The organism is Paenibacillus sp. FSL R7-277, assembly GCF_000517965.1.
Lineage (GTDB): Bacteria > Bacillota > Bacilli > Paenibacillales > Paenibacillaceae > Paenibacillus_AQ > Paenibacillus_AQ silagei.
In genome coordinates this window covers 39,691-59,029 of record NZ_ASPX01000058.1, presented here as the reverse complement: position 1 = coordinate 59,029, position 19,339 = coordinate 39,691, and the positions used below count along the sequence as shown (strand labels likewise).

The following is a 19,339-nucleotide window of genomic DNA, read 5'->3' as shown; positions in this document are numbered from 1 at the left end:
TCGGAGAAACCGAATAACGTCGTCTTTTAAATACGTTTTTTTACTTTTTCTAAGAAAGGCTAGTTTTTCAGTGGCCTCTTATTAAGGGTGCGGTGCCTTTTGCCCGGAATACGCGGTTGCGCAGCATCCGGAAGAATTATAGACTTCAATATGTAACAGTGTGAGAAATTATAACGACTACAATTATGGAGGAGAGAACAGCGATGAGTACTTACGAAATGGCTTCCTTTAATATCCGTCTGGATATTCCGTCAGACGAAGAGAACGGCTGGGCGTTCCGCAAGGAGCATATGCTGCGCCTGATTAGGCATTACCGCTGGGACGTGTTCGGACTGCAGGAGGCGCGGGGCAATCAGCTGCGGGATCTGGCGGCACTTGAGGATTATGAGGTGGAAGGCATCAGCCGTGATCATGATCCTGAGAGTGAACACTGTCCGATCTTTTATAACAAGTCGGTATTCACCAAGGAAGCCGGAGGCACTTTCTGGCTGTCGGAGACGCCGGAGGTTCCGTCCAAGTCCTGGGGCTCTGATTACAACCGGATCTGCACCTGGGTGAGGCTGCAGGACACAAGAAACGGGAATAGGATTCACTTTGTGAATACCCATCTGGACCATATCAGTGAGGAGGCCAGATACCGCGGTGCGCTGAAGATTCTGGACTGGATTCGTAATCAGGGCGGGAATCTGCCGGTTGTACTGACAGGGGATTTCAATGCTATACCGGACGAACGATGCTACCGGGAGATTACAGCGCAGCTGACCGATACCCGCAGAGCGGTTGATGCCCATTATGGCCCCTGGGGGACATTCACCGGTTTCCGCTACGATATTCCGTGGGATGAACTTGAGGAGATCGATTATATTTTTACGGACAAGCAGGTGAAGATACTGAAGACCCGGACGGTAACCGACAGCTTCGACCGCAAATACCCTTCGGATCATTATCCTGTTACCGCAACTCTGGAAATCTAACGGGGCGAAACTTAGCGCAGTGACTCGGGGCTTGCAGAGCCTGTTCCCCTAACACAAAGAAACCGGACCTCAAGGAGGCTGGTTTCTTTGCGTTACATGGAGATATGGGGGCAGTGGATTGTTTAGGCGATAAATGTCTGATACGATAGATAAGCTTCATGATGGAAGCCCAAACACTCTGAGGAGTCACGGCTAGCCCATTTTGAATAGAGTATCTTATTATCACACACAAATGGGGACAACAGCATGATGAGGATATTCAGACATAAGGGTTATTTTATCGGAGTGCACATTGTATTGTGTATTTCCTTGTTCTCCACACTGTACGCGTATTCTCCGGTCATCCGTGTGAAGGTGAAGGAGATGATCGAGCCGGCGGACAAAGTCTATACGATTGCCCATCGCGGCGCATCCGGTTATGCTCCCGAGAACACGATACCGGCCTTTGAGCTGGCACGTGAGATGGGTGCCGACTCGATTGAGCTCGATATTCATTTGACCAAGGACCTGATTCCTGTTGTGATTCATGACGAGACGGTTAACCGTACCACGAGCGGCAAAGGTTTTGTGAAAAATATGACCCTGGAGCAGATCAGGCAGCTCGATGCAGGCTCTTGGTTCAATCAGGACTACCCGATGTTCGCCAGAGATCTATACACAGGGCTTACCGTCCCAACGCTTGAAGAAGTATTCGAGACATTCGGCAAGGACATCAACTATATGATCGAAATCAAGGAGCCTGCATCGAAGTTCGGGATCGAAGCGATCCTGAATGATACGATATTGAAATATGATCTCGCCAAAAGGGTGTCCGTTCACTCCTTCAGCGCAGCCAGTCTGCGGCAGCTTCATGCGATTAACCCGGATATTCCGCTATACCAGCTGGTATGGAATGATTATGCGGCTACGAGGGTGACTCAGTCCTATCTGGATACCGTGAAGACCTATGCCGTAGGCATCAGCCCGAATTTCCAGGGAATCAGCGGGGCTTATGTGGCTCAAGTGAAGCGGGCGGGGCTCAAGATCATCCCGTATACGGTGAACTACCAGCTCAATATGGATAAAGCTTACTCCTGGGGAGTAGACGGAGTGCATACGAATTATCCCGACCGCTTCCTTGAAGTGATTGCCGCCAACAGGGCAAATGCCAAATGGTAGGAGTGGATCTCTCACATTTAGGTGGAAAAACAGTATATTAAGTACCCTTTTTCCAACTGTTCCCTGGAGAGGGCTGTTTTGTTCAGGAGCAGGTGGAGAAAATCATCTATTTCTGGAAGCACCTAATTCCAGCTTCTCAAATTTAGTGAATTCATACAGCTTCGTCGCTTAAAATGCACTCAACACGATATTCCGCAGCTTGCGTGTAATGGGCAGGGTACCGGAGTCCTTTCTCTGGATCATGAACAGGATGGTCAGACGTTCCAGCGGACAATTGGCAAAATAAGCTCCCAGCCAGCCGTCCCAGCCGTATTCTCCCAGGCTGCCGAGCCCTCCGGCTTGACCCGGATCGGTCAGGATGCGCATCTGATTGCCGTAGCTATAGCCTTGCAGCGAATGCCAGGGATTGAAGCCTTGCTGCTGCGGGCTGGTCAAGCTGGCCGAGGTCATAAACTGAACGGTGCGGGGCTTCAGCAGCTGCACCCCGTTCAAGCTGCCCTGATTGATCAGCATGGTGGTGAATTTGGCAGCATCCTCAATCGTCGAGACCAGCCCGGCCCCGCCTGCTTCATAAGCCGCCTCCCGGTCCATATGATGATTAACGCCCAGAGGACTCTCCGAAAAGGGTATCAATCCGCCTTCACCATCATCCTGGTAGACAGAGGCCAGCCCCTCTCTCTTGTCTTCGGGCAGCCAAAAGCCGGTATCGTTCATTTGCAGCGGACCGAAGATCTCCTGCTGCAGGAATTCGCCGTACCGCATGCCGCTGACGACTTCAACTAATGCACCGAGAACATCCGCAGAGGTTCCATACTGCCAGGATGTTCCCGGGTCGAAGGCCAGCGGGCCTTCGCCCAGCCGGTTAGCGAATTCTAGGGTGCTCATCGGGTTCGTTCCAAGCAGGCGGTTGTTCAGTTCCTGGTACAACGCCTCCGCATACTGACCAGCCAGGTCGGCTCCTCCGTAGACCAGACCGGAGGTCATGTTCAGCAGGTCGTTAATATCAACCTCACGAGTTACGGGTACAAGCTCCCCGTTTTTCCCCACCTTCTGATTTTTAAATCCAGGTATGTACTGGCTGACCGGATCGAACAGGTCGATCTCCCCGCGCTCCATGAGCAGCATAACGGCTGCGGCAGTAACCGGCTTCGTCATCGAGTAGAGGCGGAAGATCGAATCTCTGGACATTTTGCGTCCAGCTTCAATATCGGCATAGCCGTCTTCGTGATACCAGCTTTCTTGTCCGTCCTGAATCACCATGAAGTTCGCACCGGCGATTTCCTTATTGGCAATGCTTGCGCTCAGCGCTTTGGTGATTAGACGGGTAGTGTTTGAATCCAGCATCTCTAGGTCTCCTTTGGTATGATCCGTTATCTATATTCCAGGGTGAATAGCATTTCACATAGAGAATATTATACGTCTTTCAGAGTGAAATGTAAGCGCATTTCAGTGAAAAAATTGAATAAGTATAGTTTTTCGTTGCTTCGCTTAATTTAATGTTACCTTCCTGGTCATCTATACTAACGGTGAGACTAATACAGGGAGGGAATATTTTGAAAAAGAGAACAAGATGGCTTGCGGCGGTTCTTACTTTTACAATGCTAATCATGTCGCTGACTGCACTTGGATTACCGGCACAAGCTGGAGCGGTTCCGATTCCGCAATCCTTCGCTAAGGGCGCAGATGTCAGCTGGCTGCCGCAAATGGAAGCTGAGGGCTACAAATTCTATAACGATCAGGGAGACGAAGAGGACCTTCTCCAGATTCTAAAAGATCACGGAATCGATTCGATACGCCTCCGGGCTTTTGTCAATCCATCCGATGATCCGATCAACGGCCATAACAGCATCGAAGAGATGGTTACGCTGGCCTCCCGTGTAAGCGCTCTCGGTTTCAGGGTGATGGTCGATCTGCACTACAGTGATTCCTGGGCCGATCCCGGGAAGCAGGTTACTCCGGCCGCCTGGGCCAGTGATAATCTGGAGCAGCTCAAAGCACATGTCTCAGAGTACACCACAGAGGTGATGCAAGCGCTGAAGACTGCGGGGGTAACCCCCGAGTGGGTGCAGATTGGCAATGAGATTAATAACGGGATGATGCATCCGCTGGGCAGCTATAGCAATACTGCGAATCTGGTGGAATTGATCCAGGCGGGATCACATGCGGCCAAGGCTCTTTTTCCTGAGACCAAAATCATTATTCATAGAGCCAACGGGGCAGACACCGGTGTAGATCCGTTCTATGCAGGTCTGGTCGAGGCAGGGCTTAAAGACAGTGATTATGACATTATCGGGTTATCTTATTACCCGGATTCTATCTACACTTCTTCTATTAATGAACTATCCTCCAACATGAATCTTCTGGCTGCAAAATATGGCAAGGAGGTCATGGTCGTCGAGGTTGGCGGCGATGTGAGCAAGAATGTGGATAATGTATACAACATGCTAGTTGCTGTGCAGGATGGCGTGAAGGCTGTACCTGGAGGCCAGGGAACAGGTGTGTTCTATTGGGCACCCGAGGGCGTCTACTTCGGCTATGGGCTGTCTGCCTGGAACCCGGACGGGAAGCCTTCCTTCGCGATGGATGCTTTTATCGACGGTGCTTCGGCAATCAACCGGGTACCAGTTCAGTCTGTAAAAGTTGAGAAGCAGACCGCTATCCTAGAAGTAGGCGGAACCGGCAGCGTTAAGGCAACAATCAGCCCGGCGAATGCAACCTATAAGGGGCTAACCTTCACCAGCTCTGATGAAGCCATCGTCAAGGTAGACAAGTATAAAGGAACCATCTCCGGGCTTGCTGCCGGGACCTCTACAGTAACTGCGGTTACGTATGACGGCGGATTTACAGATTCAACGGAGATCACAGTCTCGCCAAGCACAAGCTTCATTCAGAATCCAGGCTTCGAGGACGGGCTGAACGGCTGGACCGTAAGCGGCGATAGCGCGGCGGTCAATGTGGAGTCAGATGCCCATTCCGGTTCGGCTGCACTGCACTACTGGAGCTCAGGGGCTGCGGAATTCCAAATCTCCCAGACGGTCACCGGACTTGAAAATGGTACCTATCAGTTATCCGCTTGGGTCTCGGGCGGGGGAGGGGAAGAAACGGCAGAGATTTTTGCGGGTAATCAGAAGCAGCCGTTCGTCAACACAGGCTGGCAGCAATGGAGTAATCCAACCATCGATACCGTTGAAGTTACAGATGGAACGCTGACACTAGGCGCTAATCTGAAATACGCTGGAGACAAGTGGGGGAATATTGATGATTTCAAGCTGGTCAAAAAAGCCGGATCTGTCAGCACCAATAATCTCACGGTGAACGGCTCTAAGTCCGACTGGTATCTGAGCGGCACTAAGCCCGCTACCTTCGGAGACAGCAATGCTTCAGGCGGCTTCGATTACGGGGATGACAAGCCGATTAACTTCAGCCTTACTCATGAAATGACCGGACTGGAGCCCGGAACCTATACCCTCCAGGCCAAAATCTTCGGGGACAAGGGTGAACCTTCTCCCGGTTCGGTAATGTATGTGATCTCCGAGGGGCAGACGTATTCGGTGCCGGTTACCTATTCAGGCAGCGCCTGGCTGAAGCCCCGGACTCTGACGCTAAAGCATGTGCACATTGGGGAAGACGGCAGCGCATCGCTGGGCTTCAAAGTCCTCACAGACTCGGATAATCATTACGGCTATCTGCAAGAGGTGACCTTCGTGCGCAATAGCACAACTACACCTGAGGTTCCTAGCGAACCAAGTGAACCGAGTGAACCGGTAACACCTCCAGTAACGGAGCCTGTAACACCCCCGGTCACAGAGCCGGTGACACCTCCGGAAGAGAATCCCGCGCCAAGTGCGGAAGCCAGCCCGGCACCAAGCCCGACTACGGCACCAGGAACGGGCTCCGGTTCAGGCTGGACAGCTCCGCTGGCAACAGCACAAGCTTCAGCTGCACCACAAGCTACGCCGCAGCCGGAGATTCTGACTGTAACTGAGCCGAAGGTGAATGCCCAGAACCAGATTGTGATTCCAATGGCTGAAGGGCAGAGCGAAGTAAGAATTCCCGCTGACGCTGTGGCCCTTAAGGGAATAGCCGCTCTGAAGGTGGAAGGCAAGACAGTGGCTGTAGAGATTCCAGGCAAGGTTGCTCAGCAGCTTCAAGCGTTGGCAGGACAGCAGCAGAAGGGCTCGATGATGTCTATCCTGCTTGAGCCAAGGTCCCCAGAGCAGAAGACAGCCTGGATACTTCAGGCTAATAAGAAGAGTGAAGCTGAACTGAGAACAGCCGGAGAAATGTTCAATCTCAGGCTGTCTGTGCTGAATCAGCAGGGAGTTAAGACTCCGCTGGTCTCGTTCGCGGAACCTGTTACACTTCGCTTGAAGGTTCAGGAGAACGGGAACCCGATGCTTGCAGGTGTCTATGCGGCCGCAGACGATGGAACGCTTGAATATGCAGGCGGAACCTGGGAATCGTCCGTATTGACTGCACAGATACGGCAATCCGGCAATTATGCTGTACTGGAGTATGACAAGAGCTTTGCAGATGTGACTCCGGCGGATTGGGCCTACTCAGTGATAAAAGAGATGGCTGCCAAGCATATTATCGAGGGCGACCGGGAAGGACGCTTCGCACCGAAGAGAGAAGTAACCCGGGCCGAATTCGTTACGATGCTTGTCCGTGCCCTTGGGCTGAAGGCGGAAGGCCTGCGTTCGTTCGCTGACGTAGACAGCAGCAAGTGGTATTCGGGCGATGTGGCCGCCGCTTTTGCAGCCGGAATCGTCAAAGGGGACTCTGCCGGCAAGTTCGCCCCCGAGTCGCGTATTTCGCGGCAAGAGATGGCAACGCTGCTTGTGAGAGCCTACGAGCTGCGCTCTGGAAGCAAGGCGCCGGCAGGTTCCTTGCCTGCTTTTGCCGATGCCGCCAAGATTGACAGCTGGGCTAAGGACGCCGTGAGTGCCGCCGGTTCACTGGGTTTCATCACGGGGACTCCGGACGGATTCTTCAAGCCCCAGGCCAATGCGACGCGCGCAGAGTGTGCGAAGGTATTGAGTTTGCTGCTTAATCTGTAAGCCGAAGGATTAGAGAGAAGTAGAAGTAGAGCAGCGATTCTCCTGGTTTGGGGGCGCTGCTCTTTTTACTGGCATGGGAAAGTTCGATTACGAAGGAGCCGGGCCGCATGTAGGCGGAAAACCGAACACATTGGGGCGAGGGAGGGCGAACGTGCCAAATGTAGTCGGAAAACCGATTACAATGGGTCGCGGCGAACGCAACAGTAGGGGGCCGTGCGCTTCCTAAGTACAAAAAAGATCTACTCTAGCTTGCAGCTCCTCCCTTACTTCATCCGGCATTTCCTTCACCTTAAGGTCATCGCCCAAGAATAACAGCCAATTCGTGAACTCCTTCAGCTCCTCCGTGCGGTTCGCCTCGACTTCCATTTTCAGGATAGCGGTAGTTTGGTAGGGGTCAGTATAGGACAGCGCCACCCTGAACGGGTGATATTTCCGGTATTGGGCAATGGCGCGGGGACCGAGCTCCAGAACAAGGTTGTTCTTCACTTGCTGCTTGCTCAGCTTCTCCTTAATTTTTTTGGCGCTTGGCCTGTCGGAGCCCGGGTAGGGGATGACATCCGTTAGCTGATCAACCGGGATGATCCGTTTCCTGGAGGCGTGCAGGTCGAAGCCCTCGATGAGCCACAGGCTTTTCTCCTGGTAGAGACGTAAAAGATACACAGCATAAGAGATATCCTTCTGGTCTTCCCGGCAGGTGATGAACAGATAAGGGTCCGCCAGCAGGAGCCGGATCAGCTTGTCCAGCATAGGGTGGGGGAGATCGGACAGGTCCAGCAGATCAGGATTGCCCGGGTGGGTGCCCTCGAACAGCAGGATCTGATTGAGTAGAACAAGATCCTCCTGCTGATTCTCCGAGATGAGCCCCAGTAATTTCTCCGTCAGCGACTGGCGGCTCTTGAGATAAGGAAGCTGGCCGTTTCTTGTCGCCATGAAGGCAATGAACAGCGCTTTGACCTCATTATCCGTGAACCGGACCACGGGAAGAAGAGAGTTACGCATAACGGAATACCCGCCATCCCGGCCCACCTCTGCAACCAGCGGCATCCCGAGCGCCTCGATCTCCCGGATATCCCGCTGGGCGGTCGAACGCGAAATATTGAATTCCCGCATGATTTCCGTCAGGGTAAAATGGGCACGATTGTTAATGTACCGCATGATGATGTTGATCCGTTCTACTTTTTTCATCGCGGCTCCTAAACAGGTTCATTTTTTGACATGGTTCAAGGTTATCATATACATAGCAGGTGAGGAACACAAATATGAATAAAGGCGGGATATAACAATGGCAGGGTATACTATTGAAGAAAAAGACAGCTTTACGGTGATTGGTCTGGGCGTTGATCTTAAGAGTGATTACACGGACTATGCCGGTATTTATAAGGAGAAGATGGATTTTTGGCAGGCGGTTAGTGAAGATGGCAGGCTCGACTTGTTAAAAGGGATTGCGGCGAATGACTATGTGTTTGTGGTGAACGAAGCGGTGAACGGCAAGATGATGCATTATGCCGGGGTAATGGCAGGTGCAGCCGCACAGATTCCGCAGGAAGCCCGGGTGATTCAATTCCCGAAGGGGGAATACCTCGTAGTGGCAGGCGAAGGAGCGACAACGGAGGAATTAAGCAATACTTTGACGGGCTTGGCCTTCGGACAAGCTTTGCCGCAAGCAGAAGGATACGCCTACGTGGGCGGGCCGAATACGGCTGTGGAGATGGGCAGCCGGGACGGCTCGCTGTATGGTGAAATGTGGATTCCTGTAGTCAGAAATTAAAAATGTAATGGAGGATAAGTAACTATGCCATATACAGTGGATTTCAAAGAAGTGTCTGTGCAAGGTCTGGAGTCATCGCCTGTTGCTGAAGCGCTGGCGGGATTACGTGCGAATGAGGCGCGTTATTTCATGAACAAGTATAAGCATGAATTCACAGTCGTTCCGGCCAGTGAAAGCCAGGAGACGTTGGATTACGTCAACGGGATTCTGAGCAAGGAGCGGGGTCTTGAGTTTGCTGCCAAGCCACTCCAAACGTCGCAGTTTCAGGTGGAGAATATCAGGTTCGCCTACGTTTTCTATGAGGATGGCCTTGCGCTTAACGTAATGTACACGGTGGATGATCCCAAGAAGCGGGCGGTCGGGTTCAAGCTCTCCGAGGGGATGGAAGTTCCGGCGGAGCTGGCGGACAAGTTCAAGTTCGCGCGGCAAAAGTCGAAGCTGGCTGGAACGATCCGGGGTTCGTTTTTTGTGATTAAGGGCGAGTACTAATAAAAATCCCCACAAAGTGAAGTTAAGCTTCGGAGTCTATTCAGAACCTTTGCGGGGGCCCCAAAACCATATACATTCTTGAACGGCCATAAGGGGCTGCCAATCTGGCAGCCCCTTGTATCGTTCAAATCTCCTCCGCTGTATACGTCTTCTGGGTGCGGAGGACCGGGAAGAACCGGTACATCCAGAGCACGGTAATAATCAGGGTACCAACTCCGCCGATCACGGTTGCAGGCACGGCTCCGACCAGCCCGGCCATCGTGCCGGACTCGAATTCGCCAAGCTGGTTCGAGGTACCGATGAATAACGAATTCACTGCGTTCACCCGGCCCTGCATCTCCTGCGGCGTATTGACCTGCACCAGTGTCGAGCGGATAACGACACTCACGACATCCGAGCCGCCGATCAGAACGAGCGCGAACAAGGACAGCCAGAAGCTGTGGGAGATGCCGAACAGCATCGTGGCCAGGGCGAAGACGACCAGCGAGGCGAATAGCATCCGGCCGATGGCCCGTTCCACCGAATAGCGGGTCAGGATGAGTGAGACGATGATCGCGCCTACCGCCGGGGCGGAGCGCAGCAGGCCAAGACCGAGCGAGCCGGTCTTCAGAATATCCTCGGCGAAGATCGGCAGCAATGCCGTGGCCCCGCCAAGAAGTACAGCGAACAAGTCCAGCGAGATTGTACCCAGGATAATCTTGCGGGCGAAGACAAACCGCAGGCCGCTGAGGAAGGTGTCCATGCTGACCGCGTCCAGCTTCTTGACGAAATGAACAGTCTTGACGAAGAAGATCAGCACCGTAGATACCAGCAGGGCGGCAAGCGAGGCGATATAGGCGGCAGCCGTACCCCAGACTACGAGAACACCCCCGAGGGACGGGCCGACGATCATTGCCGTCTGCATAGCAGACGCAGACCAGGCCGCTGCCTTAGGTAACTGCTCACGGTCCACGATATCGGGGACCAGCGCCGCCGAGGCCGGACTCTCGAAGGTACGGCACGCGCCAAGGATTGCTGCGGCTGCCAGCAGGTGGACTGCGCTGAGCCAGCCTTCGATGCTGCCGAGGACAAGCAGCAGCACGATGAGGCACTCTGTAAGCTGGCACAGGAACACAATGGTTCGGCGGTCATAGCGGTCTGCCGTCTGTCCGGCAGGCAATGTCAGCAGGAGCATGGGCAGGAATTGGGCCAGCCCGACCAGTCCAAGCTGATAGGCGCTGCCGGTCAGCGCATACATCTGCCAGCCAATCGCCACCGACAGCATCTGGAAGGCGCTGGTGGAGAAGATCCGCGCGATCCACAGGCGCAGGAATGAGCGGTTATGCAGTACAGACGAGCGTGGAGTATTCGCATTCGATGTATTCAGTGTATTCAATGGGTGTCATCCTCCAAGCGATTAGAATCGGGTTCAGATTCGGGGGCCGGCTTCCGCCCGCGCATCTCCGGGTGTTCCTGGAATATTAAGGCGTAATTCTTGCCGTAACGCGCCTCCAGCTCCGCGGCGAAATCCTGCTCTATGCGCATCATCACGATATCGTGATAATAAGACGTCTGAAGCACATCCAGCACAGCCGGATGGTTGCTCTCCAGCGCCGAAGCCTGCGAATGGCGGGTGAAGCTGCCCAGAAGCGAGGTCTCCTTATCCAGCAGGAGCGAGAAGTTCCGGGCGGCCTTCGGCCCGCCTGCCGGAACACTATGCACAGTGACACGCGACAGCGCTGTAGGTATGTCACCTATCACCATCAGGTGGACGGCAATGCCCCGTTCTTCGGCGGCAAGCAGTGTGTCTTCTATCCGGTGCAGATCCTCCGCCCAGATATCTGCCAGAATCTCTGCGCTGGCATTGGCAGCAAGCCGCTTTACCGCCAGATTCACCTGAGCATCTCCCTTCCAGTTGCTGAAGAAGGGCGGTACAGCAGGCAGGTGGCCCAATTCGTTCTCCAGTAGGTGGGCGGTGCGCTCAAATTCCGCCTGAAGCAGCTTAACGACCTGCCGGACCGGAATGGCAGCGAAGGTCACCGGCTCGCCTTCGACTGTCCGGCAGACTCCTTTATCGACCAGACTGCGCAGCGCGGCGTATACATTGGACCGGGACACGGACACCTGCTTGGCGACCTCATAGCCCGAGGAGGGCGGCTGGCCGTGTAGCGCCAGGTAGCAGCGGGCTTCCAGATCGGATAAGCCGAGCTTGCGTAATGCTTCAATCATGGGTGAACCGCCTTTCTGTGAAAGTAAGTATTGCTTCGTTGTATGTAGAAGTATTTCAAAATACTACTCCGATCTCAAAGTGCTGTCAAGCAGCAATTCGCGTCCGTCCGCAGCACCGAGCGTCTCACAAAAATGATTACAGTCGGGTGAAATCAGGTAATAACTCTCAAGACGGCTTTAAAAGCCGATATGCAAGAGAGTCTCGACTATAAACCAATGACAGGATGAGGACTTATGCGAAAAGCAATTCTGACTACCATGCTCATCTCCAGTCTGTTAATGGCTGGCTGCGGCAATAACGGGGCGGCAAATGGCGGTACGGCGGCTACTCCAGAGACCGGACAAGCAGCGACGGCAAGCCCTGAGGTTACACCCGAGGTTACGCCGGAGCCGGCAGCTGAGGCTACCGCAGAGCCTGCACCGGATGCAACGGCACAGGCACCAGCGCAGACGACCGCACCGGAAGCCACGCCGAAGGCCAGTGCGGCGGGGGATTCGCAGCGGCAGACGTATTTTGATAAGCTGGATAAGATTGAAGAGGGCCTTAGCGATCTGAAGGCAATGTCAGACAGTGGGGTCATGACTGATATGAAGGAAGCCGCTTCCAAGGAGCATGAGCGCTGGGACAAGGCGCTGAATGAAATCTACCAGGCGCTTAAAGTGCAGCTTCCCGAAGCCGATATGGCGAAACTGAAAGAGGAGCAGCTAAGCTGGATCAAGGAACGGGATAAGGCCGCAGAGGAAGCGGCTGCCAAGTATAAAGGCGGAACGATGGAGGGGCTGGAGTACGCGGCGACCTTGGCTTCCGTGACGAAGGAACGTTGTTATAAGCTGGTGGAGTTGTATATGAAGTAATCAGAGAGCGCAGTGACTCTCCAATGGGGAGGTCCGCTGCGCTGTTTTTTTGACGTTAGTTTGATTAATGAATGGATTAGGGGTTACCCGTTATAAAAGTCGATTCTAGGCTGAAAGTGCTTTTTTTTGAGCAGAACGGATCCCTATTATTTGTTACGCTCCATATGAATGTTACCAGGAAAGGAGGCGGGAGCGCTCAAGCTCAAGCTGGAAGACAACTAGGAGAGCATCTGCACAAGTTTCCCCTGATTTCTAAATTGATTTTAGAATAATAGGAGGAGTTAAGCCCATGGGTAGAAAAAAGAGGTCTGTTCAGAAATCATTGCTCACATTCTTATTATCCTGTCTGCTGGTCTTACCGCTTGCTCTCCCGCCCGCACCGGCACATGCAGCTTCTACCGGAAATCTTCCTCCCAGGCAGGCAGAATATCTGGACCGTGGCTTGGTGGCGGTTCTGACCGATGGCGGCGTCTTTGTGAGCTGGAGGTACTTGAATACGGATTCGGATGAAATCGCTTACAACGTCTATAAGAACGGGATGAAGGTGAACCCGGCACCGATCGTAGACTCTACCAACTATGTGGATACGACGGGTGCGGACAGCTCGCAATATCAGATTTCTACGATTGTTGCCGGGAAGGAGGAAATGCAGCCGGAGCGGGCGGCAGTGTGGCATAACTCTTATCTGCCGATTCCGCTGGATAAGCCTGCTGATGGCCGGACCAAAGACGGGGGGACGTATTCCTATTATGCCGGAGATGCCTCTGTTGGGGATCTGGACGGGGACGGGGAATATGAGATCGTTTTCTTGTGGAGTCCCAGCAATTCTAAGGATAATTCACAAGCAGGCTATACCGGGAACGTCTACATCGATGCGGTCAAAATGGACGGGACCAAGCTCTGGCGCATTGATCTTGGCGTGAACATCCGGGCCGGGGCGCACTATACGCAGCTGATGGTGTATGACCTGGACGGCAACGGCAAAGCCGAGGTGGTGGTCAAAACGGCAGACGGCACCAAAGACGGTCAGGGTACAGTCATCGGTGACGGCACCAAGGATTACCGCAATGACGGCGGATATATCCTGGACGGGCCGGAATATTTAACGCTGTTCGACGGCCAGACCGGCGCTGCGGTGTCCACCGTTGACTATGACCCGCCAAGGGGCAACGTCAGCTCGTGGGGAGACGGATACGGCAACCGCGTCGACCGGTTCCTGGCCGGGATTGCATACCTGGACGGCGTGAAGCCAAGCGTTGTGATGGCCCGTGGCTATTATACAAGAACAACACTTACCGCATACGACTACACGAATGGCGCATTGGTGAAGCGCTGGAACTTTGACACGAACGAAGCTGGCGCGCAATATGAAGCACAGGGCAATCACAACCTCAGTGTGCTGGATGCAGACGGTGACGGCCGGGATGAGATCATGTACGGTGCGCTGTCGATTGATGATGACGGCACGCTGCTCTACAGCACCGGACTTGGACATGGAGATGCGATGCACGCCGGGAAGCTTGATCCGAACCGGGAAGGGTATCAGGTTGTCAGTGTGCATGAGCATAAGGATGCTGCTTACGGGCTGGAGATGCGCGATGCTGCTACAGGAGAGATCCTTTGGGGACAATTCACCGGCAAAGATACCGGGCGGGGAATGTCAGCAGATATCGATCCGGAGCATCCCGGTTATGAGTCTTGGGCATCCACGATTGTGAATGGTCAGATGGACCCGTTATCCCGCGGCTACGCAGCGGACGGTGAGGTGATTTATGAACAGAATGAAGTGCCGCGAAGTGCGAATTTTGCGATCTGGTGGGACGGGGATCTTCAGCGGGAGCTGTTCGACCACGACTGGAACAACACTACCGCGCAAGGCATTCCGCTGATTTATAAGTGGGATTACCGCAATAAGCAGCTGAAGGAGATTCTCCGGGCAGCCGGTTCATTGACCAATAATCATACCAAAGGCAACCCGGCCCTTCAGGCGGATCTCCTGGGCGATTGGCGCGAGGAGCTGCTGCTGCGCAGCGAAGACAGCTCGGAGTATAGACTCTATACCACTACGATTCCTACAACCTACAGAATTCCGACGCTTATGCAAGATCCGGTGTACCGGCTGGGGATTGCATGGCAGAACGTGGCGTACAACCAGCCGCCGCACACAGGCTTCTATCTAGGGACGGAGGCCACTGCATTCCCTAAAGCGAATCTGGCACTGACCGGCGCGCCGCAACCGCTGGAGCAGCTCTACCACTTCGGGTTCGGTACGGAGCCGCCAGCAGGAACAACTTCTGTGCAGGCTACCCCTTACACGGAGGGAGCGGGATATGGTTTCGAGAGCATAAGCGGAATCACCCTGGGCGCGAGCCACGCTTCCCTGCCGGAGAACACCAAGTTTGCGGTGGACCTGCCGGATGCCAATTACAAGGTGACGCTCAAGCTGGGCAGCGGAGACAGAGACTCAAGTGTAGGGGTCAAATCTGAATTTGTGCAAAAGCTGGCGCTCACCCAAGTTCATGCCGGAACGCCGCTGCTCTACTCCTATGACATTGCAGTGATGGACGGCCAGTTAGAGTTTATTTTCTCCGGCACGGCTGCCGATGTGCAAGAGATTAAGATCGAGAAATACCCGCAGAAGGTCCCGGGAAGCGGAACAACCATCTATATGGCTGGTGACTCGACGATGCAGTCCTACAGCGGAATGCAGGCTCCGCAGGAAGGCTGGGGCCAGCAATTCAGTAAATACTTCAGCAGCGGAGTAACGGTCCAGAATGATGCCATCGGCGGCAGAAGCAGCAAGTCGTTCATGGTGGATGGCCGTCTGGATAGTATCCTGCAGCGGATCAGACCGGGCGATTATTTCTTCATCTCCTTCGGCCACAACGATGCCAGCGCGGGCATTCCTGACCGTTATGCCTCTCCGGCAGATTATGCAGCGTACTTGACCCGCTACGTGAACGGAGCGAAGCAGCGCGGGGCCACTCCGGTTCTGTTAACGCCGGTAGGACGCAGGGATTTCAATACGATCACTCAAGAATTCAATGTAAGCTTTCCGGAATACGTGAAGGCGGCAAAAGAAACAGCGGCTGCGCTGAACGTGCCGCTGATCGATCTGAGCCAGCTCAGCATTGCGGAGTATAACCGTGTCGGCCTGGCCGCTACGGAGAAGTTTTTCCTGTATGCCAATCCTGGCGAGTACCCGAAATACCCGAACGGTGTCAGCGATAATACCCATTTCAGCACGTATGGCGCACAGGTCATTGCCGGTCTGGTGGCGGGCGCAGTGAAGGAGATGAACCTCAGCATCTCCCCGTTCGTGATTGATCCCGGTATTACCGAGCCGGAGCCAGAGCCGGAGGTGCAGCAATATGCGGAGGACTTCGAGGGTGACCCGGCCGCAGCACAATATTCGATGGTGAATGCTACTGGCATTGCCGGAACTATGGCGGGGACGGTTACAGAAGAGAACGGGAACAAGGTATTGTCTGTGACGGGTTCCGGCTCCGGCAACCGCGCTAAGGTATTCCGCCTGTTCGATGCGGTGAACGGCGACATTGTGAATGTCGGTTTCAATTGGCATTCTGGCAACGTCAGCGCTGTCCCGTCGGAGGGGCATTTAAGTCTGCAGGATGCCAGTGAGAATATTATTTTCACCTTGTTCACCAAGACTGGAGCGGCAAGCCCGAATACGAACATTCATTATTTCACCGGCCCGTACACACCAGACTATGGTACCGGCACCACTGCCATTCCAGGGGGCGGAACCGCTACGACGATTCCCAAGAATCAGTGGGTGAATATCAAGCTGAAGATTGATTTTGCTGAGAAAAGTCTGGATCTCACCTTGACCAGTCTCGCTAACCCAAGTGTCACCCAGACGATCCGCGATATTCCGTTGAGTCCGGGAGTCTATGACAATAACGTCAGGGGCTTGCGGTTCCTGGGTACGCGAAAAGGAGGAGGAGGCACGCTGAATTGGACCACCCAGATTGACAACGTGAAGATTGAGGGTACGAAGCTTCCGGTGGCGGCAGGCGATATGACGGCATTGATTGCGCTGCATCAGGAAGTGAAGGCTATCGATCTCACATCCTACACGGAAGCTTCTGTAGCTGTGGTGCATAGAGCCTTGAACGCTGCCGAGGCGCTGATCGGGACAACAGCCTCGCAGGCGCAAATCGATCATGCTGTGAATATGCTTAAGGTTGCACGCGACTCACTGACCCGTGAGCCTGCGGGTGATGTAAGCACGTACTCATTTGATTTTGGCTCCGGCAGCGCAGCAGACGGCTATACGAAGGTGGATGCCAAACGGGCCTACGTGGAAGGGAACGCATACGGGTTCGCCGACACCGCGCTGGTCCAAGACGAGAACCGGGGAACCGGCAACCCGCTGACAGAGGACTTCACCCGTGTAAACGGGACCTCTCTCGTAGTGGAGATGAAGCCGGCGAATTACCGTGTAACGATGACCATCGGGGATGCGCAAGAAGTGACCCAGACGGGTGTTACGGTGGAGCAAATGAACAAACTCCCGGTCACCACCATCCCCTCAGGCCAATTCAAGGAAGTTACGTATGATATCGCCCTGATCGATGGCGTATTTAACTTCAGCTTCTCCGGCAGTACGCCAAAGATCAACGCGCTGAAGATTGAGCGCCTTCCGGAGCAGGGGGCGGCTGATAAGCCAACTATCTATCTGGCGAGTGATTCCACGGTTGCCAATTATGCGGAGAGCTACCGTCCGCAGGCCGGATGGGGCGAGAAGCTGGGCCGTTATTTTGACACAGAGAAGATCAGCATTGATAACAGGGCAGTCGGCGGACTAAGCAGCAAAACCTTCCTGAACGGCGGATATCTAAACGATATTCTGCTAGGCATTCATGAAGGGGATTATCTGTTCATGCAGTGGTCACATAATGACTCCACACCCTCCCGGCCGGAGCGTTATCTTACCCCGGAACAGTTCAAGGTGTATCTGAAGGATTACATTAACGGTGCTGTGCAGAGAGGTGCGATTCCAGTGCTGGTTACACCTGTCAACCGGAGGGATTTCAGTGGTGAAGTGCTGAACAAAAGCTTCCCGGCATACGTACTGGCGATGAAGGAAACGGCGCAGGAGACGGGCACGCTGCTGATTGATTTGAATCAAGCGAGCTGGGAGTATTTTCAGGAGCTGGGCACAGAGGGCACCAAATCCATCTTCATGTGGACGGGAACCACGGAGGACAACACCCATCTGCAGATGAACGGTGCGATTAAAGTATCGGAGCTGCTAGCGGGGCTGGTGAAGGAGCTGAATATTCCGTTGTCCGCTTTAGTTACTCTGGAAGGAGGGCAAGCGGATCAGACCCCGCCGCATACGTCTGCGGCAGTGAAGGGGGCTGAGCAGAACGGCTGGTACACATCGGCGGCGGAAGTGACATTCACCGCGAGCGATGAGCAATCCGGGATTGACCAGACGTATTTCAAGGTGAATGGCGGGGAGCTTCAGACCGGCAGCATGCTGACGATAAGTGAGGAGGGCAAGCATACCCTGACCTATTGGAGTGTGGATAAAGCCGGTAATAAGGAGACCGAGCAGACACTGGCAGTAGCGGTTGACCTCTCGCCTCCGGCGGTAATTATTCAGGGAGAGGCACAGTATACGATTGACCAGCAGGTCGAGATTAGCTATACGGCTTCCGATTCGGTGTCCGGTGTTGCAGAACCAAGCGGCGAGTTGCTGAATACACCTGCGTATACACTTGAACCCGGTCTGCATAAAATAACGGCCACCGTCAGCGACCTTGCTGGCCGTGAGACAAGTGTGGATTTCAGCTATAGTATTTACGCTACGTTTGCGAGTCTGGCTGAATTGACCCGTGCCTTCGCGGGTGAATCGGCAGACCCGGGTGCAGCGGCGCTTGCAGAGCAGCTCGCCAGTAAGTTAATGCTGGCGGAGCAAGCGGCGGGGGCGCGTGAAGGGGCGAAGGCCAGAACGCTGCTTGCAGCATACAGCCAGGAGGTCAGCTCTGGGGCCGCTGCGGCTTTTACGGTGGAACAAGGGAATGTGCTAACGAGATGGGCCGCATGGATCAGCCAGGGAATACCACTAGCAGAAAGTGCTCCAGGTATGCCTGTATTGTCGGATAATAATGGGCATGATACGGGGCTGCGGGACGGCGATTATACGGTTACGATGAATCTCTGGTGGGGCAATAATGGCACCCGCTTCAAGCTCTATGAGAATGGAGAAAAGATTGAAGAAGGCGCTCTGACAGACCAGTCACCGTCCGCCCAGTCCGTGCAGATCAAAATTGCCGGCAGACCGAACGGGACATACGTCTATACGCTGGAGCTCAGCAATTTGCATGGATCGGTGACGAGCGCACCCTTGACGGTGACGGTCACCGATGCTTCTCCTGGGCAAGCGGTATTATCGGGTGATAACTGGGACGGGGACGGCAGCTATGCGGTGATGATGAATCTGTGGTGGGGGACGAATGCAACGGAATACCAGCTGTACGAGAATGGAGTATTGGTTGATACACAGACTCTACAGGCGCATACCCCGGATGCCCAATCCGCAGTCACTACAATCTCCGGCAAAACCCCCGGAACCTATGAATACGAAGCCGTCTTGCGCAACGCAGCAGGCGAGACCAGATCTGCGAAGATGACAGTGATTGTAGGGAAGTGAGCGGCTGGTTGAAGACCAGATGATGCGCTTGTTCGTGCGAGATTAACTGGAAAAGCCCGGGAAACCGGGCTTTTTGTGCTGCAAGAGATGCATCTCATGGCTTGGGCTGAATGGGGATGGAGGAGAGGCAGGAGGAGCATTA

11 protein-coding genes are annotated in these 19,339 nt (G+C 54.1%); 7 read left to right on the top strand and 4 right to left on the bottom strand.

Annotated features, from left to right (window positions below):
* The first annotated feature begins 203 nt into the window (after positions 1-203).
* Together C173_RS18035 and C173_RS18030 are read left to right on the top strand one after the other, a co-directional pair.
* Positions 204-974, top strand: a complete 771-nt coding sequence (locus C173_RS18035) for an endonuclease/exonuclease/phosphatase family protein (RefSeq protein WP_036727059.1) — start codon at positions 204-206, stop codon at positions 972-974.
* A 246-nt stretch (positions 975-1,220) separates the two neighbouring features.
* Positions 1,221-2,132: a glycerophosphodiester phosphodiesterase gene (locus C173_RS18030; RefSeq protein ID WP_051478149.1), complete on the top strand. Its 912-nt coding sequence runs from the start codon at positions 1,221-1,223 to the stop codon at positions 2,130-2,132.
* Between the two features lie 168 nt (positions 2,133-2,300).
* Here the strand turns inward: C173_RS18030 and C173_RS18025 are convergent, their stop codons facing one another.
* Positions 2,301-3,476, bottom strand: a complete 1,176-nt coding sequence (locus tag C173_RS18025) for a serine hydrolase domain-containing protein (protein WP_051478148.1) — start codon at positions 3,474-3,476, stop codon at positions 2,301-2,303.
* A gap of 209 nt (positions 3,477-3,685) precedes the next feature.
* Here C173_RS18025 and C173_RS33390 point away from each other — a divergent pair, with 209 nt between their 5' ends.
* Positions 3,686-7,192, top strand: coding sequence for a glycosyl hydrolase 53 family protein (locus tag C173_RS33390; protein WP_063830928.1), 3,507 nt, complete (start codon positions 3,686-3,688; stop codon positions 7,190-7,192).
* Positions 7,193-7,414: 222 nt separating this feature from the next.
* Here C173_RS33390 and C173_RS18015 read toward each other — a convergent pair whose 3' ends face one another.
* Positions 7,415-8,377 carry a helix-turn-helix transcriptional regulator gene (locus C173_RS18015; RefSeq protein ID WP_036727057.1) on the bottom strand — a complete coding sequence of 321 codons (963 nt, stop codon included), beginning with the start codon at positions 8,375-8,377 and terminating at the stop codon, positions 7,415-7,417.
* A 97-nt stretch (positions 8,378-8,474) separates the two neighbouring features.
* Between C173_RS18015 and C173_RS18010 the strand changes: the two genes are divergently transcribed.
* Together C173_RS18010 and C173_RS18005 are read left to right on the top strand one after the other, a co-directional pair.
* On the top strand, positions 8,475-8,960 hold the full coding sequence (locus C173_RS18010; protein ID WP_036727056.1) for a GyrI-like domain-containing protein: 486 nt from the start codon (positions 8,475-8,477) through the stop codon (positions 8,958-8,960).
* 24 nt (positions 8,961-8,984) lie between these two features.
* Complete coding sequence (locus C173_RS18005) at positions 8,985-9,449, top strand: phage tail protein (RefSeq protein ID WP_036727054.1); 465 nt, start codon at positions 8,985-8,987, stop codon at positions 9,447-9,449.
* 124 nt (positions 9,450-9,573) lie between these two features.
* On the opposite strand, the gene C173_RS18000 is transcribed toward C173_RS18005, so the two are convergent.
* Both C173_RS18000 and C173_RS17995 read right to left on the bottom strand, forming a co-directional pair.
* A complete protein-coding gene (locus C173_RS18000) occupies positions 9,574-10,824 on the bottom strand; it encodes an MFS transporter (RefSeq protein ID WP_155991533.1) in 1,251 nt (416 codons plus the stop codon).
* The gene (locus tag C173_RS17995) at positions 10,821-11,657 is read right to left on the bottom strand and encodes a TrmB family transcriptional regulator (RefSeq protein WP_063830927.1); all 837 of its coding nucleotides are present in this window, start codon (positions 11,655-11,657) and stop codon (positions 10,821-10,823) included. The genes C173_RS18000 and C173_RS17995 overlap by 4 nt, the downstream gene beginning before the upstream one ends.
* Positions 11,658-11,891: 234 nt before the next feature.
* Between C173_RS17995 and C173_RS32935 the strand changes: the two genes are divergently transcribed.
* Both C173_RS32935 and C173_RS17985 read left to right on the top strand, forming a co-directional pair.
* On the top strand, positions 11,892-12,512 hold the full coding sequence (locus tag C173_RS32935; protein WP_051478147.1) for a lysozyme inhibitor LprI family protein: 621 nt from the start codon (positions 11,892-11,894) through the stop codon (positions 12,510-12,512).
* Positions 12,513-12,801: 289 nt separating this feature from the next.
* Positions 12,802-19,197 carry a rhamnogalacturonan lyase family protein gene (locus C173_RS17985; RefSeq protein ID WP_036727052.1) on the top strand — a complete coding sequence of 2,132 codons (6,396 nt, stop codon included), beginning with the start codon at positions 12,802-12,804 and terminating at the stop codon, positions 19,195-19,197.
* Positions 19,198-19,339 lie beyond the last annotated feature (142 nt).

Excerpts from the sequence above, each read along its gene's own strand:
- C173_RS18035 (WP_036727059.1), top strand. The coding sequence starts at position 204 with ATGAGTACTTACGAAATGGCTTCCTTTAATATCCGTCTGGATATTCCG.
- C173_RS18030 (WP_051478149.1), top strand. The coding sequence starts at position 1,221 with ATGATGAGGATATTCAGACATAAGGGTTATTTTATCGGAGTGCACATT.
- C173_RS18025 (WP_051478148.1), bottom strand. The coding sequence starts at position 3,476 with ATGCTGGATTCAAACACTACCCGTCTAATCACCAAAGCGCTGAGCGCA.
- C173_RS18015 (WP_036727057.1), bottom strand. The coding sequence starts at position 8,377 with ATGAAAAAAGTAGAACGGATCAACATCATCATGCGGTACATTAACAAT.
- C173_RS18010 (WP_036727056.1), top strand. The coding sequence starts at position 8,475 with ATGGCAGGGTATACTATTGAAGAAAAAGACAGCTTTACGGTGATTGGT.
- C173_RS18005 (WP_036727054.1), top strand. The coding sequence starts at position 8,985 with ATGCCATATACAGTGGATTTCAAAGAAGTGTCTGTGCAAGGTCTGGAG.
- C173_RS17995 (WP_063830927.1), bottom strand. The coding sequence starts at position 11,657 with ATGATTGAAGCATTACGCAAGCTCGGCTTATCCGATCTGGAAGCCCGC.
- C173_RS32935 (WP_051478147.1), top strand. The coding sequence starts at position 11,892 with ATGCGAAAAGCAATTCTGACTACCATGCTCATCTCCAGTCTGTTAATG.
- C173_RS17985 (WP_036727052.1), top strand. The coding sequence starts at position 12,802 with ATGGGTAGAAAAAAGAGGTCTGTTCAGAAATCATTGCTCACATTCTTA.